The sequence below is a fragment of the Oceaniglobus ichthyenteri genome (assembly GCF_003057885.1).
GTDB lineage: Bacteria > Pseudomonadota > Alphaproteobacteria > Rhodobacterales > Rhodobacteraceae > Oceaniglobus > Oceaniglobus ichthyenteri.
Genome location: NZ_QAGK01000004.1, coordinates 159,863 through 185,364, shown reverse-complemented (window position 1 = coordinate 185,364; position 25,502 = coordinate 159,863). Strand labels below are relative to the sequence as shown.

Genomic DNA, 25,502 nt, shown 5'->3' with positions numbered 1-25,502 from the left:
GACCGTGATGATAGCGCATCCAACCACGGCCCTGCCCGGCCAAGGTATTATTCCGGCTGGCAGATTTCATTGGCCATGGCCGCGCGGATCGTGCGGGCGATAAGGCCCAGTATCGTCAGAACCAGCACGACAAGCAGACCATAGCCCAGCGCCCGGTGAAACCCCGAGTCGACAAGAGCGCCATAGCGAAAGCTGGCCGTTGTGATTGCCGCAAGCGGAAACGACAGCGCCCAGAACGACAGGGCAAAGGGGAGTTTCGCCAAGGCCGGAATTTGCAGCGCAATCAGCGCGGTAAAGAAATAACCGATGTTCAGAAGCACGCGGGCGAATGAATCAACCTCGCCACCATTCAGCAACAGCCACGACAAAAAGCCAACCGATGGCGGCGCCACAAGGATCACCAGTGTCGGGCGCAGCTTGCCCGGCAACGGATCGTGAAACACCAGTCGGTTGAACACCAGCGTCAGCAGCACGATCCAGAAAATCAGCCCGGTGGCAAAGAAATACCAGCTCAGCTCGACAAAGCCCAACTCAGCACCGGCCAGCGGCGCAATCAAATTGCCCACTGCCGGGATGAACCACGCGGGAGAAAGCTGCCCTGGACCAAAAGCGCGGTGCGATATCCAGGTGTTGATCACCGCCAGGGTCAAAACCGCCTGCCCCAATGCGCCAATGATCCAGATCGGCGCCGCCAGACCGGGATTGGTTTCGCGCAGAAAGGCGGCAAGCAACATCAAAGATATGGAAATCGCCGGGAAAAACGCCATCCGCACCGGATGGGCCCATTCCGCCACCACCGAACCGGGATGCCGCACCGCCTTGAGCGCGAAAAACCCGCCCAGCAGGATCAGCACGCCGGTTGCGATAACGGCGGCAATCGTCGCCGTCAGGCCAAATCCGCCGGTGCGCAGGGCAAGGGTCAGACCGAACAGGCCCATGGTCATGCCAAAAATGCTGATTGGGAAATGTTCCAACCGGGTCGGCAACGGGGTCTGATCGGTCTGGGGGGGCATGGTTTGCGGCTCCGCTAGGCTTGTGTTTCGTCGCCGAAGGATACGAGCTTGGCGCTATATGTCTTCTCGCCAAGTCGTTCGATCAGGTCAAGCTGAAGCTCAAGCCAGCCCTTGTGGCCCTCTTCATCAAGCACGATCTTTTCAAACAGGGTGCGGGTGCCGATATCGCCGATTTCACCGGCATGCATCGCCGCCTTGGTATAATATGCGATGGCGTCTTCTTCATCGGCAAGATCGGCCTTGAACATGGCGGGCAAGGCGTCGGCCTTTTGCGGGGCCTTGTCAAAGCCCAGTTCCGGCGCGGCCTTCAGAAACATCAGCCGCGCGATGAACATATCGGAATGGCCCAGTTCCTCGGCCATTTCCTCGCGCATCTGATCGGCAAGCCGGGTCAGCCCCCAATCATCCAAGGTGTGGGCGTGAAGCTGGTATTGGTGCGCGGCCGTCATTTCCATTTTCACGGCACGCTGCAGATATTCGATGATTTTTTCGTTCGACATGGTTCGTCTCCATTTTATCGGATTCAGGGTTGGATTGCCGTTAGTCGGGTTCGCCCGTGGTCCGGCCGCTGCCGATCAGCGCCTCGGCGGTATAAACAAGGATCGCCATGCCAATGGCCCCGGCTGCCCCAACCCCAAGCAGAACGATAATATCAATCGGCCCCCCCAGATCGGACAGGGCCGAATTTGTCATGGCCATCAAAAACCATACCGCCGCGACAGCCCCGACAGGCATCGACAGTTGCGCCAGCAGAAATTTCTTCCAACTGACCGACCGGTCGCGGATCAGCACGTAAAGATAGGCCAGCGTCACAATGACGGCCACCGCCACCATAAGCCAGAACAACCAACGACCAAAGATTTCCTCGAAAACGGCAAGCAAGGTGCCAAACGTAAGATCTTTCATATCGTGCCCTCCTCAGGCTTCGCCGCGCAACATGGCGTTATAGGTGGCCTTCAGCGCCACTTCCTTCATCAGCCAACTGATCCAAAGCTCTTCAAGCGGGGCAATGATGCCCGGAAAAGAGGGGGTCAGGTTGTTGTGATAATCGAACTCAACCAACATGGCGCGACCAATCCGGGTAATCATCGGACAGGAGGTATAGCCGTCATAGGTTTCGGTGCCTTCCCGCCCATCAATATTGGCAACTATGTGATCTTCGACCACCGGCACCTGCCATTTGACCGACGCGGCGGTTTTGCCCTTGGGCACGCCGGCCACATCGCCCAGCGCAAAGATTTCCGGGTGGCGCAGATGGCGCAGGGTGGCCATGTCAACCTCGACCCAGCCCTGATCGGTCCATTTGTCGGCCCAGGACAGGCCCGATTGACGGATGAAATCCGGCGCACGCTGGGGTGGAACAACGTGCAGGTAATCATAATCGATTTCTTCGGTTCCGTCGGCGGTGGCAAAGGTGGCGCGTTTCGCGCCTGCGTCAATCGAGGTGAGCGTGCGGCTCATCATTGTGTCAACGCCGCGATCCGCAAACAGCATCCGCACCTTTTCGGCCACGATCGGCACCCCGAAAAGGGATGTCTGCGGCGCGGCATAGATCATGTTCATCTTGCCCGCATTTCCCGCACGCCGTGCAATGTCATCAATCAGAAACGTGTGTTTCAGCGGCGCACCGGCACATTTCATTTCCGTCGCGGGGCGGGTAAATACCCCTGTGCCGCCTTCTTGTGTAAATTTCTGCGCCGCATTCCAGGTGCGCGCGGCATGTTCCGGCCCACCATACAGCGCGCCAATACCGTTTTCGCCAATCATATCGGTCGAAAACCCGTCAATCGCGCCATAATCCAAAATCAGACCGGGCGCGAGAACCAACCAGTCATAGGGGATTGTCGTGCCGCCTTCGGTTGAAACGGTTTTTGCCTCTGCATCAACAGCGGCAACTTTTTCCGCGATCCATTCAATCCCCTTGGGCAACCAGCGGCTTTCATCCGAGGTGACGTAATTGGCCGCCTTCAACCCGGTCGCAACAAGTGTCAGGCCCGGCTGATAAATATGCGTGGTGCGCGGATCAATGATGGTAATCCGCGCGCCGTCCAAACGCTCGGTCAACCGGTTGGCAAGGGCCGTCCCCGCCGCACCGGCCCCGACAATCACGATTTGCGCGGCGGTTTTTATTGGCGCGGGCGCTGCCTGTCCCCGGGCCACCGGCAGGGCCGAAGCGGCAGACCCAAGAGCGGCAATCGTCAGGAATTCTCTTCTTTTCATGGTCTTTCTCCTTCATAGCGACGAAAACGCCAACGCTCTCGCAACAAGGGGCAATTGGCACTGGCTTTTGGCACCGGCGGTTGTTTTGCCCCCTGACCACCATGGTATACCACGCCATACCGTTGCTTTCAGTGACTTAGTCACAATCCATTTGCCGCGTCACTTTGCCCGGCCCGGTGACACGACCCTTTTCAACATCAAAAACCTGAAAAAACCTGCCAATACCGGCGGCGTTCTATTTGAATTGAACCGCGCAACCCATTGCACCATCTGCCCTGCCCCGCCCGGTTCAGGAACTTTGTGCGCAGTTGCGGGTTTTGCTGTTACCGTTCCCAACATGATCGCCATCGCACCAACACGGGCCATGGCGCCCACCTGATCCCGACACCACGCACCGGTGAGAACATAAGATGAACAGCCTACCTCAAGACCAGTAGAGAAAAGATGAAACCAATGCTCGTATAGGTGTCTGTATGAAATGGTTTGCCTCAGTCGTTCCAACGTCGGCCGTTCGTGCCGCCAGCCCACCGGCAACGGAGAACGAGTATTTCTCGCTTGAGCAATTGCATGACTGCGGGCGGGAAATTTCATCGACTGGCGTTATCGAACCCCCGATCCGCGACAAGGCTGCGTTTCGCCAAAGGGTCGAACGCGCGCGCGAAATGATCTCTGACACCTATCGTGCCAACCTTGCCGCCAGCGCCGCCGGGGGCATTATTCCGCCCGCCGCAGAATGGTTGCTCGACAACTATCTGTTGGTTGCGGAAAGCGTGGAACAGGTGCGCCGGGATTTGCCACCCGCCTTTTTTGGTCAGCTTCCGGTGATGTCAGTCAAGCATCGCACCCGGATTCCCCGTGTTATGCAGATCGCCCAAAGCTGTGCCGAGCATTCGATGTACGAGGTCACGCAACCGCGGATTTCGGCAATCGTCGAGGGGTTTCAAGACATAACGCCCCTGAAAATCGGAGAGCTGTGGGCGATGCCTGCCGTGCTGCGCTTTGTTCTGATTGACGAACTGGCGCGCATCGCTGACGGCATCGAACAGGCCCGCATCATGCGCAACCATGCCGATACGATGGCCGATCTTCTGGCGCGCACCAACGGCGACGAAGGCGCACAGGCGATCAACCCCGACTATGACGCCCACGCCCGCGACGATGCCTTTGCCGGACAGCTTTTATACCGGCTGGGCGGTGGGCGCGCCAGAATGCAGGAAACCGTGACCTGGCTTGAGACACACCTGCAGGCGCGCGGCAGCGACACCGAAGAAACCCTGATCGCCGAACAAAACCGCCAGACCGCCGCCAATGTGCGGATCGGCAATGTAATCCGCAGCCTGCGCACCCTGAACGATATCGACTGGGCCGAGTGGTTGGTTTCTGTTGGCGTGGTCGATGCACAACTGCGCGCGCGGTCGGATTTTGCCGCGCTCGACCCCCGGTCGCAAAGTCAGTATCGCCATGTGGTAGAGGATTTGGCGCAATGGTCCGGGCGCGAAGAATCCGATGTGGCAAAGGTGGCGCTGGATTTGGCCGACGCGGCCAATTCTGACACGGCGATTTGCGATGTCGGCTCGTTCTTCATCGGGCCTGACCGCGCGCGTCTGGAAACCGCGTTGTCGGCGCGGGTGCCTTTGGCCGTGCGCCTGCGCCGCCGGATTACCGCCTTGGGCTGGCTGGCGGTGGCCGGTCCGGTGGCCGTGATCACACTGGCGTTGGTCGGCGCCGCGTTCGGCGCTTTGGAACGCGGCCCTGCCGGGGGTGTCGCGGCAATTTTCCTGACGCTTCTGGCGCTGCTTCCGGCAAGTGAGGCGGCAACCGGGCTGTTCAACACCCTAGTGACGATGGTCACAAATTCAACCCGGCTGGTCGGTTATGCCTATGATGACGGGATTCCGGCCAATGCGCGCACCATGGTGGTGGTGCCGTGCCTGATCGGATCACGCGATACGATTGATGATCTGGTGCGCACGCTTGAGGTGCATCACCTGTCAAACCCCAAAGGCGAAATCAGCTTTGCCTTGCTCAGCGACTGGCCCGACAGCGCCCATGAAAAGACCGACGAGGATGAGGCCCTTCTGACCTATGCCCGGCGCGCCATCGCCGATCTGGCGGCGCGCTATGCCCATGATGGCAAGACCCGGTTTTTCCTGCTGCATCGCATCCGTCTGTTCAACCCCGGCCAGGGTGTGTGGATGGGATGGGAGCGTAAGCGCGGCAAGCTGATGGAGCTTGACGCCCTGCTGCGCGGCGACACCGACACAACATTTTTGCCACCCGACACGCCGTTGCCTGAGGATGTGAAATATATCATGACGCTGGACGCCGACACCCGGATCACGCGCGACGCGGTGACCCGGCTGGTCGGCAAGATGGAACATCCCCTGAACCAGCCCCGGATCGATCCCGAAACCGGCACCGTGCAGCGTGGCTATGGCATCATGCAGCCCCGCGTCACCCCATCGCTGACCACCGGCAAGGAGGCGTCGGTCTTTCAGCGGATATTCTCGATGAACCGGGGGTTTGACCCCTATGTATTTACCGTTTCCGATGTTTATCAGGATCTTTTGGGCGAAGGATCATTCACCGGCAAAGGTCTGTATCACATTGACACCTTTCGCGCGATGGCGGCCGAGGGGATCGGCGAAAATACCGTGCTCAGTCACGATCTGTTGGAAGGCGGGCTGTTGCGCTGCGCGCTGGTCACCGATGTTGAACTGGTCGAGGATTTTCCGATCCGGTACGACACCGAAGTGGCGCGCCAACACCGTTGGACCCGGGGCGATTGGCAATTGCTGCCCTATCTCATCGGCACCGCGCTGCCGCTGTCGGCGCTGCAACGCTGGAAGATGTTTGACAACCTGCGCCGCTCTTTGGTGCCGGTGGCGTGGCTGGCCGCGTCGATCCTGGGTTGGATTGTGCTGGATGTGAAGGAGGCGACATTCTGGCAGATCCTTCTGGTGCTCAGCCTGTTTGTATCGCCAACACTCACCCTTGTGCGGGATATGACCCTGCTTCCCGAAGGCACGGGGTGGTTGGCCAACCTTCATTGGCTGACGAACCTGATTGCCGACAACACCGCACAGGTCGTTTTGCGGATCGTGTTTATCGCCCATACCGCCACGGTGATGGCCGATGCGATATTGAGAACACTGTATCGTCTGTTTCTTAGCCATCGCAATCTGTTGGAATGGCAGGCGGCCAGTGCGGCACCAAAGGTCGTGCGCACCTCACCGTTTGCCTATTGGTCCTCCATGCGCTGGTCCGTCGCAATCAGCCTGAGCGCCGTGGCGATCACGCTGGCTCTGGATGGTGCCTGGCCGGTTGCCGCGGTTCTGGCGGCAATGTGGACGGTGGCGCCGTTTGTCGCCTGGTCGGTCAGCCAATCAGCCGAAACCGAAGATCAACTGGTGGTGTCGCCAACGGATCGCGATGTGTTGCGACAGGTGGCGCGCCGCACCTGGACATATTTCGAAACCTTTGTCACCGAAGATCAGAACTGGCTGCCGCCTGACAATTTTCAGGAAATTCCAACCCCGGTGATCGCCGAACGCACATCGCCCACCAATATCGGGCTGTACCTGCTTTCGGTCGTGGCGGCGCGTGATTTCGGATGGATCGCGATGGCCGATACCGTCACCCGTCTGGAACAGACAATGGCGTCGGTCGCCCGGTTGGACAAACACAAGGGCCACCTGTTCAACTGGTACGATACCCGCCGCGCCGCCCCGCTTGAGCCGCGCTATGTGTCCACAGTGGACAGCGGCAACCTTGCCGGGCATCTGATTGCCGTGTCGGCCGCCTGTGATGACTGGACCACAGCCCATGTCACGCAGTTCAAGCCCGATTTTGACGGATTGCGCGATTGTGCCGGCGTTCTGGTCAACGAAATCGCCACCATCCCCGATGATCGCCGCACTCTGCGCCCGCTGCGCCATCATCTGAGCGAACGTATCGCAGAATTCCGCCGCGCCCTTGCCCGAATGGAAGAAGAACATGAACTGGCCTCGGTCCGGGTGATCGGCCTGTCGGTGATCGCCGCAGATATTGAAACATTGGCAAGGGATTATGACGCCGAAATAGACACACCAAACAGCCAGTCGGTGATTGACTGGGCCATGGCATTGCGCCGGGGATGTGAGGCACGCATTGCCGATGCCACCCTGACCCGCGAAGCGCGCGATGATTTGCGCGCCCGCCTGCAATCGCTGGCGCAACAAGCCCGAGAAATGGCGTTCAAGATGGATTTCGGTTTCCTGTTGCACCGTGACCGGAAATTGCTTTCAATCGGGTACCGCGTGGATGACGATGCGCTTGACGCTTCGGCCTATGATCTGCTGGCCTCCGAGGCGCGACTGGCCAGTTTCTTTGGCATTGCCAAGGGTGATCTGCCCACCGAACATTGGTTCCGTCTGGGCCGCCCGATCGTGCCGGTCGGGGCGCGCGGATCACTGATGTCATGGTCAGGCTCGATGTTCGAATACCTGATGCCGACCCTTGTAATGCAGGAACAACAGGGCGGCATCCTGAATCAAAGCAACCGATTGTCGGTGCGCCGGCAGATCGAACACGGCAAACAACGCGGCTTTCCATGGGGTGTTTCGGAAAGCGCGTTCAACGCCCGCGATCCTGAAATGACCTATCAATACATGACCTTCGGCATCCCGTCGCTGGGGTTGAAACGGGGGCTGGCCAGTCAGGCGGTCGTCGCCCCCTATGCCACCATCCTTGCCAGTCAGTTTCAGCCAAAGGCAGCCGCCGCCAATCTGGCGCGGCTACAGGACATGGGCGCGCTTGGCCGCTATGGGTTTTACGATGCGATCGATTTCACCCCGGCGCGGGTTCCGGAAAACGAATCCCATGTGCTGGTGCGCAATTTCATGGCCCATCACCACGGCATGTCCATCGCCGCCATTTCCAACGTCGTGCACGAGGGGCGGCTGCGCGAAAGGTTTCATTCGGACGCCGTGATCGAGGCGGCAGAACTGCTGTTGCAGGAACGCGCGCCCCGCGCCGTACCGCGAAAAATCGCCCGCGTCGAAGCCGAGCCTGTCAAGGGCCGTGCCGAACTGGCGGTGCAGGAAGACATCATCATCGACAATCCTGCCACACGGCCGAACGCCGCGGCGCTGTTGTCGAACGGGCATTATTCCCTGCTTTTGTCCTCGCGCGGGTCGGGACGGGCGTCGTGGAACGGTCAGGCTGTCACCCGGTGGCGGCCAGATCCGGTGGAACCGGGGGCCGGGCCATATGTGTTCTTGCGCGACACCGGCACCGGTGAGTGGTGGTCGGCAACCGCCGATCCCCGCCCGGCCCCGGGTGAAACGGCACAGACTGTCATTTCCGATAGCAAGGTTGAATACCACAAAACCGTCGGCACCCTGCGGTCGCAAATCGATATCATCGTCGCCAGCGACCGCGATGCCGAAGCCCGGCGGCTGACCCTGACCAACACCGGATCACGCGACCGGCTGATTGAGGTGACATCATATTCAGAACCGGTTATCGGGCCTGCCGATGCTGATTTCGCCCATCCGGTGTTTTCGAAAATGTTCGTGCGCACCGAGATTTCGCGCAACCGACAGGTGATACATGCCCACCGCAATCCGCGCCGCCCCGATGAACCGGCGATGCGCGTGGCGCATATGTTGGTTGATTGCGGCGCCGGTGTGGGCGCCGCCGAGGCAGAAACCGACCGGCGCCGATTCATCGGGCGGGGCCGCACATTGGGCAATGCGGCGGTCTTTGACGCCGGTGCCGCGCTGGAGGGCACCGATGGATTTACCCTTGATCCGATCTTTGCCCTGCGCCGGACGCTGCTGGTGCCTGCAGGGGGCAAGGCGCGGCTGATTTTCTGGACCATCGCCGCCCCCACCCGCGGCGAGCTTGATACATGTGTGCAGCATTTTCTACCGCAAGAGATGTTCACCTATGAGGCGATGCAGGCCTGGACCAGATCACAAATCCAGTTGCGCCATGCCGACAGTGATCTGAGCGAGGCGGTGTTGTTCAAACGGCTGGCCTCTTATCTGATCTGGCCCGATCCCGGTCTGAAACCGACAGATGGAAAATATGACGCGGCCCCGCAATCGGCCCTTTGGCCGATGGGGATTTCCGGCGATTATCCGATCATGGTGTTGCGCATCGATACGGTCGATGACATCGCCGTGGCGCGCAAGGCCCTGCGCGCACAGAATTATTTTTATGGCCGTGGATTGAACACCGACCTCGTGATCGTCAACGAAAGGGCGGCATCCTATGTTCAGGATCTTCAGACCGCCCTTGAAGATATCGCCGATATCACCCGCGCCCGCAGTCAGATTCCGTCGGCGCGCACGCATATCTTCACATTGCGGCGCGACACGCTGGCCGATCAATCCTATGATGCGTTGCTGGCGGCAGCGCGGATCGTTCTGCATGCGCGCAACGGCATGTTTTCAACCCAGATCGACCGCGCCGAGGCATTGGCCGCGTCACACAGGAACATCCCGCCGTCTACCGGGTTGGTGCCGCACGTGCGCAACCCGCTGGTGAACCTGACCAAGCCACGCGGCCCTCAGGATGACCTGCAATTCTGGAACGGATATGGCGGATTTTCACAAACCGGGCGCGATTATGTTGTGCGGCTGCGCACTGGCCAATCAACGCCGCAACCGTGGATCAACGTCATGTCAAACGGCGATTTCGGTGCGCATATCTCGGCCGAAGGCGCGGGATTCACCTGGAGCCGCAATTCGCGCGATCATCATCTGACACCCTGGTCGAACGATCCGGTGATCAACCGGCCCGGCGAAACGATACACCTGACCGATCTGGACAGTCACGAGGTTTTCACCCCCTTCGCCGCCCTCTCCACCCGGCCCGATGCCCGGTACGAGGCATCGCACAGCGCCGGGATCACCCAATTTACCTGCTCTGACACGCCGCTGACGATCAGCGCGTCACAGGTTGTGCACCCTAACGATCCGGTCAAGATCACACAGATTTCCGTCACCAATGACGGGCATGCCCAACGGCGCCTGCGGCTGTATGGCTATGCCGAATGGGTGATGGGCAACAGCCGCGACAAGACCGCGCCGATGCTGCGCAGCTTTGCCGATGACGGTGTGCTGATGGTGGAAAATCCGTTTTCCACCCAGTTTCCCGGGCGCACGGCGTTTTTGTGCAGCGATGCGCCACTGTCGTCTTTTACCACCAACCGGGGTGCGTTTTTGGGCCGGGGCACGGTGTTCCTGCCCGACACGGTGGCGCGCGGTGCGGCGTTGGCCCATGATGCCGGCGGCCATGGCGACCCCTGCGCCGCGCTGGCCATCGATCTGAGCGTTGCGCCGGGTCAGACCCGCGTCGTGACCCTTGTTCTGGGCGATGCGGCCGGGCGGGACGCCGCGCTGACATTGGCGCGGCGTCATCGGCGGGGCACGTTTGATGCCGCCACGGCCGCCACGACCAAAACATGGGATGATTTCCTGAACGTTTTGCAGGTGTCAACGCCCGATCCGGCCTTTGATCTCATGATCAACCGCTGGCTGCCTTATCAGACACTCGCCTGCCGGATTCAGGCGCGTTCGGCGTTTTATCAGGCCAGCGGTGCCTTTGGGTTTCGCGATCAGCTTCAGGATACCCTGTCATTGCTGCTGCACGATCCGGGTTTGGCGCGCGCGCAGATATTGAACGCCGCCGCGCGACAATTCCCCGAGGGCGATGTGCAACACTGGTGGTTGCCCGAAACCGGGGCCGGGGTGCGCACGATGATTTCCGACGATGTCGTCTGGCTGACCTATGGCATCATGCAATACATTGACTGCACCGCAGACCGGTCAATTCTGGACGAGGCCGTGCCATTCCTGACCGGCCCCGCGTTGGACCCGGGCGAGCATGACAGGTTTTTTCAGCCCGAAACATCGCAGGAAACCGCGAGCGTTTACGAACACGCCACCCGCGCGCTTGATCTTGCAATCGGGCGCACCGGCACGCGGGGCTTGTCCCTGATCCTTGGCGGTGACTGGAACGACGGGATGAACCGCGTGGGCGAGGCCGGGCGCGGCGAAAGCGTTTGGCTGAGCTGGTTTCTGGCGCATGCGCTGAATGTTTTTGCACCGGTGGCCGACGCCCGGGGCGACGCCGCGCGCGCCCAACATTGGCGCGATCATCTGAGCGCGCTGAAACAAGCCATCGAAAGTGCGGGATGGGACGGCACCCAATATCTGCGCGGATATTATGACGACGGCACACCGCTGGGATCGCAGGACAGTGTTGAATGCCGCATCGATTCGATCGCGCAATCCTGGAGCGTGATGTCGGGCCAGGGCGATCCGGCCCGCCAGAACGCGGTCATGGATCAGGTGTTGCAACACCTTGTCGATGAGGATGCACAGATCGTGCGCCTGTTCACGCCACCCTTTGCCAACACCGAAAAGGAACCGGGCTACATCAAAGGTTATCCCCCCGGCGTGCGCGAAAATGGCGGCCAGTACACCCATGCCGCAACCTGGACTGTTTATGCGCTGGCGATGCTGGGGCGCGGCGACGATGCAAAACGGTGTTTTGACATGCTGAACCCGATCAACCACGCGCTGACGCGCGAGGCCGCCGATCTGTACCGGGTCGAACCCTATGTCGCCGCCGCCGATGTTTACGGTGCCGACGACAAGGCCGGGCGCGGTGGCTGGACATGGTACACCGGGTCGGGCGGTTGGCTGTACCGGGCCGGGGTTGAGGCGATTCTGGGCATCCGGCGACGCGGCGACCGGTTGTTCGTGGCGCCGGCGCTGCCGTCGGATTGGCCGGGGTTCAAGGCCCGGCTGACGCTGGAGGGCAAGACATTCGATATTGTCGGCACCGGATCGGAAATAAAAATCAACGGTACGGTGATCGACCCGAAGGCCGGCATCGCCCTGTGATCTGCGGTGCGCCGTTTTTGGGTGCAGTTGCCCATGGCTGGACCGTCTGCCCAAATATGCTCTGGCCACTTTGCGGGGCGAACGGTAACACTGCGCCATGACCGATACATTGCCCCCCTGCCCCGAATGCGCCTCAACCTATACCTATCAGGTGGATGCTTTGCTGACCTGCCCGGAATGCGGCCATGAATGGTCGCCAGACCAGGGCAATAGTTCCGAGGATCAGGTGCGCGACAGCGTGGGCAACATCCTGTTGGACGGCGATACCGTGACGGTGATCAAGGATCTCAAGCTCAAGGGATCGTCATCGGTGGTCAAGGTCGGCACAAAGGTGCGAAATATTCGGCTGGTCGCGGGCGATCACGATATCGATTGCAAGGTTCCGGGCTTCGGGCAGATCGGGCTGAAATCGAAATTCGTCAAAAAACTCCTGGATTAAGGCCGCACGATGGCGCGATGGGTCTTTGCCGTACCTTGCCTGAAAAATTGTACTTGTCCCGCCTTTGGGTTACACGATCTGACGGGCATCGCATAAAGAGAGTCGTGGATTATGGTTTCGTCAAAGACCGATGTGAAAACATCCAACGGGGCAGAAACCGATCCAACGGCAGATCCGGTAAGATGGCGCATTCTTTTCGTTCTGTTGGTCACGATTTTCATGACACTTGTCGGGGTCAGCATCGTCAACGTTGCGCTGCCGTCCATCCGGCTGGGGCTTGATGCGTCGCAATCCGATTTGCAATGGGTGCTGTCGGGGTATGCTCTGACCTTTGGTGTGGTGTTGGTGGCGGCCGGGCGGGCCGGTGATATCATGGGGCGCGGCGGGCTGTTTTTGATCGGGGTCAGCATTTTCACCGCCTCATCGGTGGCGGCGGGGCTGGCGCCCAATGCCGAATGGCTGAACGCGGCGCGTTTTGCCCAAGGGATCGGATCCGGACTTCTCAATCCTCAGGGTTTGGGGATGATCCAGCATTACTTTCGCGGCGATGCCCGTGGTCGTGCCTTTGGCTATTTCGGCACCACCGTTGGGTTTTCGGTTGCCATCGGCCCGGTTCTGGGTGGATTTCTGATTGAACTTGGCGGTCCTGAATTGGGCTGGCGGTTGACATTTCTGGTAAATGTGCCGATCGGGGTAACGGCGATTGTTCTGGGGTTGCTGTGGTTTCCGCGCCCTTTGATTGTTCGCCTGCCGCGCACGGGCAGTGGCCTGCGCTCGCTTGATCCGGTGGGGGCCGTGCTTTTGGGCCTTGCCGTTCTTGCCGTTCTGTTTCCCTTTGTAGAAGGTAGCGGGCGCGCGATCACATGGGTGTTGCTGCCCTTTGGCTTTGTCATGCTCTGGCTTTGGGTCAAATGGGAACAACGCTATGTCCGACTGGGATTCAGCCCGATGGTTGATCTCAAGATATTTTCGACACACAGCTATACCAACGGCATCACGATCATGACCCTGTATTTCATGGGCATCACCAGCGTTTGGGTGCTGGTCGCGCTCTATGTTCAGGAAGGCGGCGGCAAAACCGCGCTGCAATCGGGTTTTTTCGGCATTCCCGCCGCATTGCTGTCGGCTTATGCCGCCTATTGGGCCGGCAGCCGGGTGTTGGCAATGGGTCGCAAGCTGGTGATTGGTGGGCTGCTGTTGGCACTGTTCGGTCTTGGGCTGAGCATTTTCGTGGTGATCCTGCACGAGGCTGGCCATATCAGCATCTGGTGGCTGATGGCATCGCTGTCCTTTATCGGTCTGGCGCAGGGGGTGGTGATCAGCCCAAACCAGACATTGACCCTGGCCGATGTGCCGCTGGATTACGCCGGCAGTTCCGGTGCGATCATGCAAACCGGTCAGCGGATCGGCACGGCAGTGGGCATTGCGGTGATCACGGCGGCGGTGTTTTCCACGCTTGCCGTCACATCCTGGCGAACGGCAATGGTGGTTGGTTTTGCCCTGATTGCCGTTGTTGTCGTTCTGGCGCTTTTGGTTTCATTCCGCGATTTGCGTCAGCGCGATTAAGGGTGCGCCGCGGCTGAACAGCGCGCGTCCTTGTCACAGGGTTTGCAGGTTACTACGTTGTAAGTAACCGCAAACACCGGCTTTGCCAGTGTCAGAAAAAGGAGCCCGCCATGTCTGATTATCAACACCTTACCCGTCACAGCCCATCCACCGGCGCCGGATCGCCCGATGTCTGGGGGATTTACGAGGCTGATACCGGGTCGGTTCAATATGTCATGGCCTGCCCCGAAACAAAAAAGGCGGCGCTGATTGATGTGGTGCTGAATTTCGATCCGCGTTCGGCGCGCACATCGACCGCCAGCGCGCAAAAGGTGTTGGATCTGGTCAAGGAGAAGGGGCTGGAGCCGGTGCGCATCATCGACACGCACCCCCACGCCGATCACATGATGGCGTCGGCCTGGCTGAAACAGCAGACGGGCCTGCCCAATGCCATTGGCGTGCGCACCAAAAAAATTGCCGAGCTGTGGCGCGAGTATTATAACCTGCCCGATCTTGACCCGGCGCCGCATTTCGATGAGTTCTTTGAAGATGGCGATACGTTCGACATTGGCAACCTGACGGTCACGGTCGAATTGTCCACCGGCCACACATTGGGGTCGGTCAGCTATTTTGCCGGGGATGCCGGATTTGTCCATGATACGCTGATGTATCCCGACAGCGGATCGTCGCGGGCCGATTTCCCCGGTGGCAGCGCTGCAGAACTGTGGGACAGCATTCAATCGATCCTGTCGCGCCCTGATGACACGCGGTTGTTCATTGGCCACGATTACGGCAAGGGCGACCGCAAAGAGCCCGCATGGGAAGCGACCGTCGCCCGGCACAAGGCCGATAACATTCACGTCAATTCAACAATTGAGCGTGCGGATTTCATCAAGACCCGCGAAGACCGCGATGCAACGCTGGCCCTGCCTGACCGGATGCTGCACGCGCTGCAGGTCAATCTGCGGGCGGGCGCCCTGCCCCCGGCCGAGGATGATGGAAACAGCTATTTCAAGATACCGGCGAACCGGTTTTAACCGGCCAAATCACCTGCCGCGCGGTTTATTGTGCGGCAGGTATTTCACATCACCCGAATGACAGCCCGGTGATCAGCTGGCGCAGGCCAAGTGCTGCACCGGCAAAGATCGCGGCGAAAACGATGGGCGCATTGATGGTCAGCAGGGAAAACGCCGATATGCCCTGCCCGATGGTGCATCCCATGGCCAAGATCGCCCCGAACCCCATCAGGACCGCGCCCAGAACCTGACGCTTCAGCTCTCTTGGGTCTTCGCAGGCTTCCCACCGGAAATGGCCTTTGAACAGGCTGCCGATAAAGGCGCCGACCAACACGCCAAACACCGATCCGACCCCAAAGGTCAGACCTCCGCCGCTGGATGTCATGAGAAACAACAGCGTTTCGCCCAAGGGCGATGTAAAGGTATGACTGTTGACCGGAAACGCGCTGTATCCCGTGTCGGCCACCCATTGGGTTCCGGCCCAGCCGGTGATGATGGCAACGCCAACCAATGCGCCCCAGATCACCGCCCGGGGTTGATTGATGAAATCCCGCGACCACAGGGCCAATCCGGTGATCGCCCCACTGATCAAAAGCCCCAGAGGCACGATGGGAAGACCCGTCAGATCATTCAGGATCTGTGGATAACTGCGGGTTTGGGCCGAAATCTCGGTCAGGGCGAGACCCGCAATCCGCAGATGCGACAGCGGCCCGGAAAGCATGAAATAGGCGCTGATCCCCATGACAACGACAATCACGAAAGATCGCAGATCGCCGCCGCCAAACCGCGCCAATGCGCCAAATCCGCAATTGCCCGCCATCGACATGCCATACCCAAACAGCAACCCGCCAAGGATTGCGAAGGCGGGCGATAACGGGGCCTGATGATAAATCGTCTGCGCCGGATCCAATGCGCCCAACCCGACAAGGCCGAATGTGCCCAGCCCCGCAACACCAATCGCCAAGCCCCACATGCGCAGCCTGATATCGCTGCCCTGATACAGGAAATCCTCGATCGCGCCGAGCGTGCAAAACCGCCCCAATCGCGCGGCAAGGCCAAGAATAACGCCACCGCCAAGGCCGATCAGCGCAAGAATTGTCGCGTCAGAAATACTGTACATCATCCGGCTTCTCCCGCTGGTTCACGGGTGTGGCTTTGGGTTATCCGTCTTTACAGAACAGATCGTAAACAAGATCCAGTATCTGAATGGCGCGGGGATCTGTCAAACGATAATAAATCGCCTTGCCTTCACGTCGTGGGGCAACCAACCCTTCTGCGCGCAACCGGGCCAATTGTTGTGAAACAGCCGCCTGTCGGGCCGACAGCAGCGTTTCCAACTCGGTCACCGATTTTTCGCCCGTTGCCAGATGGCACAGAATCATCAATCGCCCCTCATGGCTGATCGCCTTGAGGAAATTCGACGCATTCAATGCATTCTCCATCATCCGCTCAATTTCTGAGTCAGAGATATCCTTGGTGATGACAGGAAGTGACATTTTGAATGACGATCCGCAATTTTTCCGACCTAACTAACCGCCGTAGCCCTTTCTGACAAGTTGACAAGGTGAAGCATGCTTCAAGAATCGCTGTCTGCCTCAATTTCGTTTTCATCCAGCAGCTTACCAAGGATGAACCAAAAGAATTCATCGCCTGCATAGCCTTCCATCCGGCCGAGCTCCTTGCCATTTTCGACCAGAACGAACGTGGGGGTGAAAACCGGACGCGACGCAAATTCAACGTCATCGGGCAGATCGCGCAGATCGACACGGCGCAACGGGGCGCGCGCACCCTCATCGGTTTTGGGGTAAATTTCCGATATCTCGGCATCCCACTGGGCACACCAATGGCATCCCTCCTGCTCAACCATCACAAGTTCAGCAGCGAAAGCCGACAGGGTGAATAACGAAAATACGGCGCTAAGAAAAAGGTGCTTCATCAGAGTTCCAATTGACTGGCCTAATATATACAATATGTTGAATGTGTAATCTGCACAAGTGTTGGGGCGAAATTGAATGTTGGATGTAACGTTTTTTGGGGCCTTCATCGGTGGGCTGATCGTTTTCTTTTCGCCCTGCGTTCTGCCGATTGTGCCGTTTTACCTCAGCTATATGGCCGGGGCCTCCATGTCGGAAATCAGCGCCGAAGGAAAACTTGCGCCGGGCGTGCGCAAACGGGCGTTTTTGGCCTCGATCATGTTTTCATTGGGGATCATCACGGTTTTCATCCTGTTGGGCGCCGCCGCCTATGGGCTGAGCCAGACGTTTCGCAGCATGCAAACCGAATTTCGCCTGTTTGCCGCCTTGGTGGTTTTTGTCATGGGGCTGCATTTTCTGGGCGTTATCCGGATCGGGTTTCTGAATCGCGCATTTCAGATGGATGCGGGTGATACGAAAAACATGTCGGTTCTGGGCGCCTATGTGGTTGGGTTTGCCTTTGCCGCCGGTTGGACACCCTGTGTTGGCGGCGTGCTGACCGCTGTGGTATTTGCCGCCAGCACCGAAGCGACCGCCGCACGCGGGCTTGTTCTTTTGCTGGTATTTGGCATTGCGATGACCGCACCGTTTGTTGTGGCGTCGCTGTTTATCGGACCGTTTCTGAAATTCGCCTCGCGCTTTCGCCGCCACCTGCCCAAGGTTGAAAAGGCAATGGGCGTGTTCATGATACTGTTTGCCATTCTGATTGCCACCGATAGCGTTAATTATATCGCCCAGTGGATGCTTGAAACCTTCCCCGCCTTTCAAAACATATAGGGAGATTGCCTGATGAAACGTCTGATTGCCCTTCTCATGCTGATCGCGATGCCGGCTTTTGCCGAACTTGGCGATGATGGACTGCACAAGGCAGACTGGATGCGCGACACGTTCAAGGATCTGAACGAAGATCTCGCCGAGGCGAATGCCGAAGGCAAACGGCTGGTTGTCATGGTCGAACAGCGCGGATGCATTTATTGCGCCAAGATGCACGAAGAGGTGTTTTCACGCGACGAGGTGGCCGACTATATCCGCGACAATTTTTTTGTGGTGCAGATCAATCTGCATGGCGACACGGAAATGACCGATTTTGATGGCGAAACCCTGACCGAAAAACAGGCGGCGCGCAAATGGGGCCTCTTGTTCACGCCTTCGATTCTTTTCCTGCCTGAAGAGGTGGAAGACGGCGCCACCGCCCAAAGCGCCGCGGTTGCCCTGATGCCGGGCGCCTTTGGGGCAAGCACGACGTTGGACATGTTCACTTGGGTCAACGAAAAACGATACGCCCTTGATTCTGATGAAGATTTCCAAAGATATCATGCCCGCCGGATTCAGGAACGGCAGAACGGATCGGCCGATTAGAATAATTCCAACCCAGTTTGTTGAACTTGTTCTTGATTGATTTGTGGATCGCATTCTATAGTATGCCAAGAACTGAATGTGTTTTGGGAGGACGCATGGAACGCAAATTCCTCGTAATTTTGGCTTTTGCCGCATCAGCCGGTGCTGCATTTGCCGCAGAGATAGAACCGTCGAACGTTTCTTACAGCGACGGCGCGGTTGAAACATCGCTGACCGGCGTTGCGGGGGATCCGGCGAACGGACGCCTGATTGTCGGCGACAAGGGGCAAGGCAACTGTGTTGCATGCCATCAGGTCGGTGATCTGGCCGAAGTCCCGTTTCAGGGTGAAATCGGCCCCATGCTGGACGGTGCCGGCGACCGCTGGAGCGAGGCAGAACTGCGCGGGATTGTCGCAAACGCAAAGATGATGTTCGACGAAAGTCTGATGCCGTCTTTTTACAAGGTCGATGGGTTTACGCGCCCCGGCAATGCCTACACCGGCAAAGCGCCCGATGACACATTTGGCCCGCTTCTGGCGGCCCAGGAAATCGAAGATGTGGTGGCCTATCTGACCACCCTGAAAGAATAATGTTCCTAATCAGGATCTAAGGAGGTTCGCATATGCAACTGACACGACGTAACGCAATTCTCATGGGGACTGGTGCCGTTTTGGTCGCTGGTCTTCCCCTTGCCTCTTCGGCAGCTGGTGAAGATGCCATCGCGGCCTTTACGGGCGGCGCGGATGTTGGCGAAGGTGATATCAAACTGACCGCACCGGAAATCGCCGAAAACGGAAACACTGTTCCGATCGAGGTGTCTTCGGATTCCGCAGTCGAGATCATGGTTCTTGCCCTTGGCAACCCGACACCTGCTGTCGCGACATTCAAATATGGCCCCCTGGCCGCATCGCGCACAGCATCGACACGCATCCGCCTTGCCGGAACGCAAGACGTGATGGCGATCGCAAAACTTGAAGACGGATCGTTTGTAAAAACATCTTCGACAGTAAAAGTTACAATCGGCGGCTGCGGCGGCTAATCAGGAGTTAAGAATATGGCAGAAGGTGTAAAACCCCGCGTCAAGGTCCCCAAATCAGCATCGGCTGGTGAAACAATCGTCATCAAGACGCTGATCAGCCACAAAATGGAATCTGGCCAGCGTAAAGATGGTGATGGCAACATCATTCCACGTTCGATCATCAATCGCTTTACCTGCGATTTTAATGGTGAAAACGTTGTTGATATCGTTTTGGAACCGGCGATTTCAACCAATCCATACCTGGAATTCGAAGCATTGGTCCCCGAGGCCGGTGAATTCAAGTTCACTTGGTACGACGATGACGGATCCGTCTATGAAGACAGCAAGAAGATCGCCATCGAATGAGCGGAATGTCTTGGGAGGGACAAGGATGAAACGACTGACAGCCACCCTGACCGTCGGCCTTGCGGCGACGACGTTCGCTTGGGCAGATCCGGTGGACGACACGCTTGTCCTGAACGGGGAAACCACCATCGTAACCCGGACCGACGCGCCTGAAGCCGTTGAAAAGGTGTTCGATGAGGTCATTTCGGGCTGGCATTTCCGCGAGGATGACACGCGGGCAATGCAGGCCGACGATTTCGACAACCCCGGCATGCTCTTTGTTGAGCAGGCCGAGGATCTTTGGAATGCAGCAGACGGGACCGAAGACAAATCCTGTGCCAGCTGTCATGGCGCATCCGAAGAAATGGCAGGCGTCCGCCCGGTTTATCCCAAGTGGAATGAGGATGCGGGCGAAGTTCGCACCCTTGAGATGCAGATCAACGACTGCCGCGAAAATCGCATGGGCGCAGAAAAATGGGGCTATACCAGCGGCAACATGGTCAACATGACCGCGCTGATGGCTTCGGTTTCGCGTGGCCTGCCGATGAATGTGGCGTTCGATGGCCCTGCAAGGGAAACATGGGAAGCGGGCGAAGAACTGTATTACACCCGCTTTGGTCAGCTTGAACTGTCATGCGCCAATTGCCACGAAGAAAACAATGGCATGATGATCCGCGCCGACCACTTGAGCCAGGGCCAGATCAACGGCTTTCCTGTCTATCGCCTCAAGAACACCAAATTGAACGCGGTTCATGACCGTTTCAAGGGCTGTGTACGGGATACGCGCGCCGAAACATTCAGCCCCGGCAGCCCCGAGTTTATCGCTCTTGAGCTGTATGTCGCCACGCGCGGCAACGGTCTTGGCGTCGAAGGCCCCTCTGTCCGCAACTAATAATTGGATGCCCCGCATGTAAACCGTGCGGGGCGTTTCTCTTTGAAATACATTCAGGAATACGCATATGATCTCCCGGCGCGATTTTCTTCAGACCAGCATGGCCGCCAGCGCCCTTCTTGGGGCGTCGGGGTTCGGGCAATGGGGCCGCATCGCCGCACAACAAAGCCTGACACAGGATCAGTTGTTGCAGTTTGATACGTTTGGAAACGTTTCGTTAATCCATATCACCGATATTCATGCGCAGCTGAAACCGATCTATTTCCGCGAACCGTCGGTGAACCTGGGTGTTGGCCCGAACAAGGGCGAAGTTCCCCATGTTACCGGGGCCGATTTCCGCCGTCTTTACGGTATCGAGGATGGATCGCGGTCGCATTACGCCTTGTCCTCGGGGGATTTCACGGCACTGGCCGAAGGGTATGGCCGCGTTGGCGGATTGGATCGTGTTTCGACCGTGATCAATCAGATCCGGTCTGATCGCCCCGATGCCTTGCTGCTGGATGGCGGTGATACCTGGCACGGCAGCTATACCTGCCATCACACCCAAGGCCAGGATATGGTCGATGTGATGAATGCGCTGAAACCTGATGCGATGACGTTCCATTGGGAATTTACCCTTGGGTCAGACCGCGTGCGCGAAATTGTCGAAGGCCTGCCCTTTGCGGCACTTGGCCAGAACATTTTTGACGCCGAATGGGATGAGCCCGCCGAACTTTTCCCGCCCTACAAGTTTTTTGAACGGGGCGGCGTCAAGATTGCCGTGATCGGTCAGGCGTTTCCCTATATGCCGATCGCCAACCCCGGCTGGATGTTCCCGGAATATGCCTTTGGCATCCGCGATGAGAACATGCAGAAGATGGTTGATCAGGTGCGCGCCGAGGGTGCCGAATTGGTCGTCTGTCTCAGCCATAATGGATTTGACGTCGACAAGAAAATGGCCGGGATTGTCAAAGGGATCGACGTGATCCTGTCGGGCCATACCCATGATGCCCTGCCCGAACCGGTGCTGGTTGGGGAAACGATCATTGTCGCCTCGGGATCAAACGGCAAATTCGTGTCACGCGTTGATCTGGACGTGCGCGATGGCCAGATGATGGGCTTCCGCCACAAGCTGATCCCGATCTTTTCCGATGTGATCACGCCCGATGCCGAAGTGACCGCCGTCATTGACGCAGTGCGCGCGCCTTACGAAGACACATTGGCTGATGTGATCGGCAAAACCGAAAGCCTGCTGTATCGTCGCGGCAATTTCAACGGCACCTGGGATGATGTGATCTGCGACGCGCTGTTGTCCGAACGTGAGGCCGACATCGCGCTCAGCCCCGGTGTGCGGTGGGGGCCATCGCTCCTGCCGGGTCAGGATATCACCCGCGAAGACCTGTGGAATGTCACCTCGATGTCGTACGGCGAGGCGTATCGCACTGAAATGACGGGTGAATACCTGCATGTGGTGCTGGAAGATGTGGCTGACAACCTGTTCAACCCTGACCCGTATTATCAGCAGGGTGGCGATATGGTGCGCACTGGTGGTCTTGGCTATCGCATCGATATTTCCAAACCCCAGGGCAGCCGGATCACCGAAATGACGCTGTTGAAAACCGGCGAACGGATTGATCCTTCCAAAACCTATCAGGTGGCGGGTTGGGCATCGGTCAACGAAGGCACCGAAGGCCCGCCCATCTGGGATGTGGTCGAAGCGCATATTCGCAACCAAGGCACGGTCAGCGTTGCCCCGAACAACAGTGTCGAAGTGGTTGGCATATGACCGACCGGACCAGACGAAAAACGGAGAATGACATGTCAAACGGACCCTCGCGCCGGACGTTCCTGCGCGGTGCCGCTGCGGGCACCGCCCTTGTTGCGGGCGCAGCCCATGCCAACACGCCCGATCCTCTGATCACCGAGGTTCAGCCATGGGCCAGCGGTTTTGGCGACGGTGTCGATGTTACGCCATATGGCCTGCCGATCGAATATGAGGCCGACGTGATCCGCCGCAATGTGGAATGGCTGACGGCGGATACCATCAGCTCGATCAACTTTACCCCGATCCACGCGCTGGACGGAACGATCACGCCCCAGGGCTGCGCATTTGAGCGGCACCATTCCGGCGCGATTGAACTGCGCAAGGAAGATTATCGTTTGATGATCAACGGTCTTGTTGATCGCCCCTTGGTGTTTTCCTATGCCGATCTTGAGCGTTTCCCACGCGAAAACCATGTGTATTTCTGCGAATGTGCCGCCAACACCGGCATGGAATGGGCCGGCGCACAGCTGAACGGCGCACAGTTCACCCATGGCATGATCCACAACATGGAATACACCGGCGTGCCCCTGCGCACCCTTCTGGAAGAGGCCGGGCTGGATACTGCCGGTGATCTTTCTGACAAATGGGTGTTTGTCGAAGGCGCGGATGCGTCATCGAATGGCCGCTCGATCCCGATGGAAAAGGCGTTGGACGATGTTCTGATCGCGTTCAAGGCCAACGGCGAGGCGTTGCGCAAGGAACACGGTTATCCCGTGCGTCTGGTCGTTCCCGGCTGGGAAGGCAATATGTGGGTGAAGTGGATTCGCCGGATCGAAGTGATGGATGGGCCGGTGGAAAGCCGCGAAGAAACCTCTAAATATACCGATACGTTGGAAGACGGCACATCGCGCAAATGGACATGGGCGATGGATGCAAAATCTGTTGTCACCTCTCCCAGCCCGCAATCGCCCATCACCCACGGCAAGGGGCCGCTGGTCATCTCTGGCCTTGCCTGGACAGGGCGCGGCGCGATCACGCGGGTCGATGTGTCAAAGGACGGTGGCAAAACCTGGGAAACGGCGCGTTTGGCCAAACCCGGTGAGAAAATGGCGCTGACCCGGTTCTATCTTGATACCGAATGGGACGGCGAAGAAATGTTTCTTCAAAGTCGCGCGATCGACGAAACCGGATATGTGCAGCCCACAAAGACGCAACTGCGCGAAGTGCGCGGCCTGAATTCGATTTATCACAATAACGGCATCCAGACATGGTGGGTGCGCGCGAACGGAGAGGCGGAAAATGTTGAGGTTTCTTAAGTACACAACAGCGCTGGTTTTGATCGGCGCCCCCGCTTATGCCGATAATTTTGGTTTGGGCCGCGAGGCATTGCCAGAAGAAATCGCCGCATGGGACAAGGATGTCAGCCCCGATGGCACCGGCCTGCCGGTTGGGTCGGGCGATGCCTATACGGGCGAAGAAATCTTTGCCGACAAATGCGCGGTGTGCCACGGTGATTTCGCCGAAGGTCTTGGAAACTGGCCAAAACTGGCGGGCGGGCGCGATACCCTGGATCGCGAAGACCCGTTGAAAACCGTCGGCAGCTATTGGCCGCATCTTTCGACAGCATGGGATTACATCAACCGCTCGATGCCCTATGGCGATGCGCAATCGCTGGAGGCTGACGAAGTTTACGCCATGGTCGCCTACATCCTGTATTCCAACGATCTGGTGGATGATGATTTCGTTTTGTCCAACGAAAATCTGGCCGATTTCGAAATGCCCAATGCCGACGGGTTCATCATTGATGACCGGATCGAAACGGAATTTTCAAAATGGGTGGGCGAGCCTTGCATGGAAAACTGCAAGGATAACGTCGAAGTCACCATGCGCGCGCTGGTTCTTGACGTAACACCCGATGTCGCAACCGACGAGGCCGCATTGGATGTTGAGGCCGCGCCGGTTGAGGAAGCCGTGGAAGAAGCCAGTGCGCCAGCCGAAGAACAGACGGCGGCGATTGACCCCGAACTGATCGAAGCCGGTGAAAAAGTGTTTCGCAAATGCAAGGCCTGTCACCAGATCGGCGATGGCGCGAAGAACCGCGTCGGCCCGATCCTGAACGGGATCGTCGGCCAACCCGCAGGCGTGGTTGACGGCTTTGATTATTCGAACGTGTTGAATGACATGGCCGCCGATGGTTTGGTCTGGAACGAAGAAAACCTGCATGCGTTTCTGGAAAATCCCAGAAACTTCATGAAAGGCACCAAGATGAGCTTTGCCGGACTGCGCAAAGAGGCCGATCTTGTCGCGATCACCGCCTATTTGTCGAGCTTTGACAAGTGACCGCGCGAGCCTTGATCGCCCCGATGATCACGGCGGCGTTTTTGGCGGGCGGCGCCATGGCCGCCCCCATCGGTGACCCGGATCTGGGCGCAGAAGTTTTCGACCAATGCAAAAGTTGCCATCAAATCGGGGCCGGTGCGCGTGATCGCATCGGCCCTCATCTTAACGGCATATTCGGTCGCAATGCCGGCGCGCATGATGGCTTTGCCTATTCCAAATCTCTGGAGAGGGCGGGCAATGACGGGTTGGTCTGGACCGCACAAACCCTTGATGCCTATATCGAAAACCCGCGTGCCTTGGTGTCGAAAACCAGGATGAGCTTTCGCGGTATGAAATCGCCCGAAGATCGCGCCAACCTTCTTGCCTATTTGCGGGATTTTTCCGACGATCCGTCAAACATCCCCGAGGCCGAGCCGACCGCGCAGGCCACGGATCATGATCTGGATCCCGCAATCCTCGCGCTGGAGGGGGATGCCGAATATGGTGAATATCTGGCCAGTGAATGTCTGACCTGTCACCAATCAGACGGGGCGGCCGATGGCATTCCGCCAATCACCCGCTGGCCAACCGAGGATTTCGTGGTGGCGATGCATGCTTACAAGAACAAACTGCGCCCGCATCCGGTGATGCAAATGATGGCGGGCCGTTTGAACAACGAAGAAATTGCAGCACTCGCCACATACTTCAAGGATCTCGAATAACGCGATCCACTTTCTGGG

The 25,502-nt window shown here is 58.4% G+C and carries 22 protein-coding genes; 15 read left to right on the top strand and 7 right to left on the bottom strand.

The features are described from left to right. Positions 1-47: 47 nt before the first annotated feature. Genes C8265_RS08175 through C8265_RS08160 form a run of 4 tightly spaced genes read right to left on the bottom strand, consistent with a single transcriptional unit; the run spans position 48 to position 3,233 of the window. On the bottom strand, positions 48-1,013 hold the full coding sequence (locus C8265_RS08175; protein ID WP_108483508.1) for an SLAC1 anion channel family protein: 966 nt from the start codon (positions 1,011-1,013) through the stop codon (positions 48-50). A gap of 14 nt (positions 1,014-1,027) precedes the next feature. Beyond that, positions 1,028-1,513, bottom strand: a complete 486-nt coding sequence (locus tag C8265_RS08170) for a bacterioferritin (protein WP_108483507.1) — start codon at positions 1,511-1,513, stop codon at positions 1,028-1,030. Positions 1,514-1,553: 40 nt separating this feature from the next. Continuing rightward, positions 1,554-1,919: a DUF5368 domain-containing protein gene (locus C8265_RS08165; RefSeq protein WP_108483506.1), complete on the bottom strand. Its 366-nt coding sequence runs from the start codon at positions 1,917-1,919 to the stop codon at positions 1,554-1,556. Between the two features lie 12 nt (positions 1,920-1,931). Next, on the bottom strand, positions 1,932-3,233 hold the full coding sequence (locus tag C8265_RS08160; RefSeq protein ID WP_108483505.1) for an NAD(P)/FAD-dependent oxidoreductase: 1,302 nt from the start codon (positions 3,231-3,233) through the stop codon (positions 1,932-1,934). Here C8265_RS08160 and C8265_RS19305 point away from each other — a divergent pair. The 5 genes from C8265_RS19305 to C8265_RS08135 all read left to right on the top strand — a co-directional run bounded on the left by C8265_RS19305 (position 3,232) and on the right by C8265_RS08135 (position 15,154). Beyond that, on the top strand, positions 3,232-3,612 hold the full coding sequence (locus C8265_RS19305) for a hypothetical protein (protein WP_126623155.1): 381 nt from the start codon (positions 3,232-3,234) through the stop codon (positions 3,610-3,612). The two genes, C8265_RS08160 and C8265_RS19305, sit on opposite strands and share 2 nt — an antisense overlap. 94 nt (positions 3,613-3,706) lie before the next feature. Next, positions 3,707-12,133 carry a glycoside hydrolase family 94 protein gene (locus C8265_RS08150; RefSeq protein ID WP_108483503.1) on the top strand — a complete coding sequence of 2,809 codons (8,427 nt, stop codon included), beginning with the start codon at positions 3,707-3,709 and terminating at the stop codon, positions 12,131-12,133. Between the two features lie 97 nt (positions 12,134-12,230). Then, positions 12,231-12,572 (top strand): zinc ribbon domain-containing protein YjdM, encoded by a 342-nt coding sequence (locus C8265_RS08145; protein ID WP_108483502.1) that lies wholly within the window; start codon positions 12,231-12,233, stop codon positions 12,570-12,572. Positions 12,573-12,683: 111 nt separating this feature from the next. Then, the gene (locus tag C8265_RS08140; RefSeq protein WP_108483501.1) at positions 12,684-14,138 is read left to right on the top strand and encodes an MFS transporter; all 1,455 of its coding nucleotides are present in this window, start codon (positions 12,684-12,686) and stop codon (positions 14,136-14,138) included. A gap of 110 nt (positions 14,139-14,248) precedes the next feature. After that, a complete protein-coding gene (locus tag C8265_RS08135) occupies positions 14,249-15,154 on the top strand; it encodes an MBL fold metallo-hydrolase (RefSeq protein ID WP_108483500.1) in 906 nt (301 codons plus the stop codon). A gap of 49 nt (positions 15,155-15,203) precedes the next feature. On the opposite strand, the gene C8265_RS08130 is transcribed toward C8265_RS08135, so the two are convergent. From C8265_RS08130 to C8265_RS08120, 3 genes are all read right to left on the bottom strand, one after another. Beyond that, a complete protein-coding gene (locus C8265_RS08130) occupies positions 15,204-16,256 on the bottom strand; it encodes a YeeE/YedE family protein (protein WP_108483499.1) in 1,053 nt (350 codons plus the stop codon). A gap of 37 nt (positions 16,257-16,293) precedes the next feature. After that, on the bottom strand, positions 16,294-16,629 hold the full coding sequence (locus C8265_RS08125) for an ArsR/SmtB family transcription factor (protein WP_108483498.1): 336 nt from the start codon (positions 16,627-16,629) through the stop codon (positions 16,294-16,296). An 80-nt stretch (positions 16,630-16,709) separates the two neighbouring features. Beyond that, positions 16,710-17,069, bottom strand: a complete 360-nt coding sequence (locus tag C8265_RS08120) for a thioredoxin domain-containing protein (RefSeq protein ID WP_108483497.1) — start codon at positions 17,067-17,069, stop codon at positions 16,710-16,712. Positions 17,070-17,145: 76 nt separating this feature from the next. On the opposite strand from C8265_RS08120, the gene C8265_RS08115 reads away from it, so the two are divergent. The 10 genes from C8265_RS08115 to C8265_RS08070 all read left to right on the top strand — a co-directional run bounded on the left by C8265_RS08115 (position 17,146) and on the right by C8265_RS08070 (position 25,484). Beyond that, a complete protein-coding gene (locus tag C8265_RS08115) occupies positions 17,146-17,883 on the top strand; it encodes a cytochrome c biogenesis CcdA family protein (protein ID WP_108483496.1) in 738 nt (245 codons plus the stop codon). A gap of 12 nt (positions 17,884-17,895) precedes the next feature. Then, entirely contained in the window at positions 17,896-18,465 is a 570-nt protein-coding gene (locus C8265_RS08110; protein WP_108483495.1) for a thioredoxin family protein, read from the top strand. 95 nt (positions 18,466-18,560) lie between these two features. Then, positions 18,561-19,034: a sulfur oxidation c-type cytochrome SoxX gene (gene soxX, locus C8265_RS08105; RefSeq protein WP_108483494.1), complete on the top strand. Its 474-nt coding sequence runs from the start codon at positions 18,561-18,563 to the stop codon at positions 19,032-19,034. 32 nt (positions 19,035-19,066) lie between these two features. Next, on the top strand, positions 19,067-19,483 hold the full coding sequence (gene soxY, locus C8265_RS08100; protein ID WP_108483493.1) for a thiosulfate oxidation carrier protein SoxY: 417 nt from the start codon (positions 19,067-19,069) through the stop codon (positions 19,481-19,483). 15 nt (positions 19,484-19,498) lie between these two features. Continuing rightward, entirely contained in the window at positions 19,499-19,828 is a 330-nt protein-coding gene (gene soxZ, locus C8265_RS08095; protein WP_108483492.1) for a thiosulfate oxidation carrier complex protein SoxZ, read from the top strand. A 25-nt stretch (positions 19,829-19,853) separates the two neighbouring features. After that, positions 19,854-20,699 (top strand): sulfur oxidation c-type cytochrome SoxA, encoded by an 846-nt coding sequence (gene soxA, locus C8265_RS08090; protein WP_108483491.1) that lies wholly within the window; start codon positions 19,854-19,856, stop codon positions 20,697-20,699. Between the two features lie 67 nt (positions 20,700-20,766). Next, positions 20,767-22,464: a thiosulfohydrolase SoxB gene (gene soxB / locus C8265_RS08085; RefSeq protein WP_108483490.1), complete on the top strand. Its 1,698-nt coding sequence runs from the start codon at positions 20,767-20,769 to the stop codon at positions 22,462-22,464. A gap of 32 nt (positions 22,465-22,496) precedes the next feature. Beyond that, a complete protein-coding gene (gene soxC, locus C8265_RS08080; protein ID WP_206050311.1) occupies positions 22,497-23,759 on the top strand; it encodes a sulfite dehydrogenase in 1,263 nt (420 codons plus the stop codon). Further along, complete coding sequence (locus tag C8265_RS08075; protein WP_108483488.1) at positions 23,743-24,783, top strand: c-type cytochrome; 1,041 nt, start codon at positions 23,743-23,745, stop codon at positions 24,781-24,783. Before soxC ends, C8265_RS08075 begins: the two co-directional genes overlap by 17 nt. A 23-nt stretch (positions 24,784-24,806) precedes the next feature. Then, positions 24,807-25,484 carry a c-type cytochrome gene (locus C8265_RS08070; protein ID WP_108483632.1) on the top strand — a complete coding sequence of 226 codons (678 nt, stop codon included), beginning with the start codon at positions 24,807-24,809 and terminating at the stop codon, positions 25,482-25,484. The last annotated feature ends 18 nt before the right edge of the window (positions 25,485-25,502 follow it).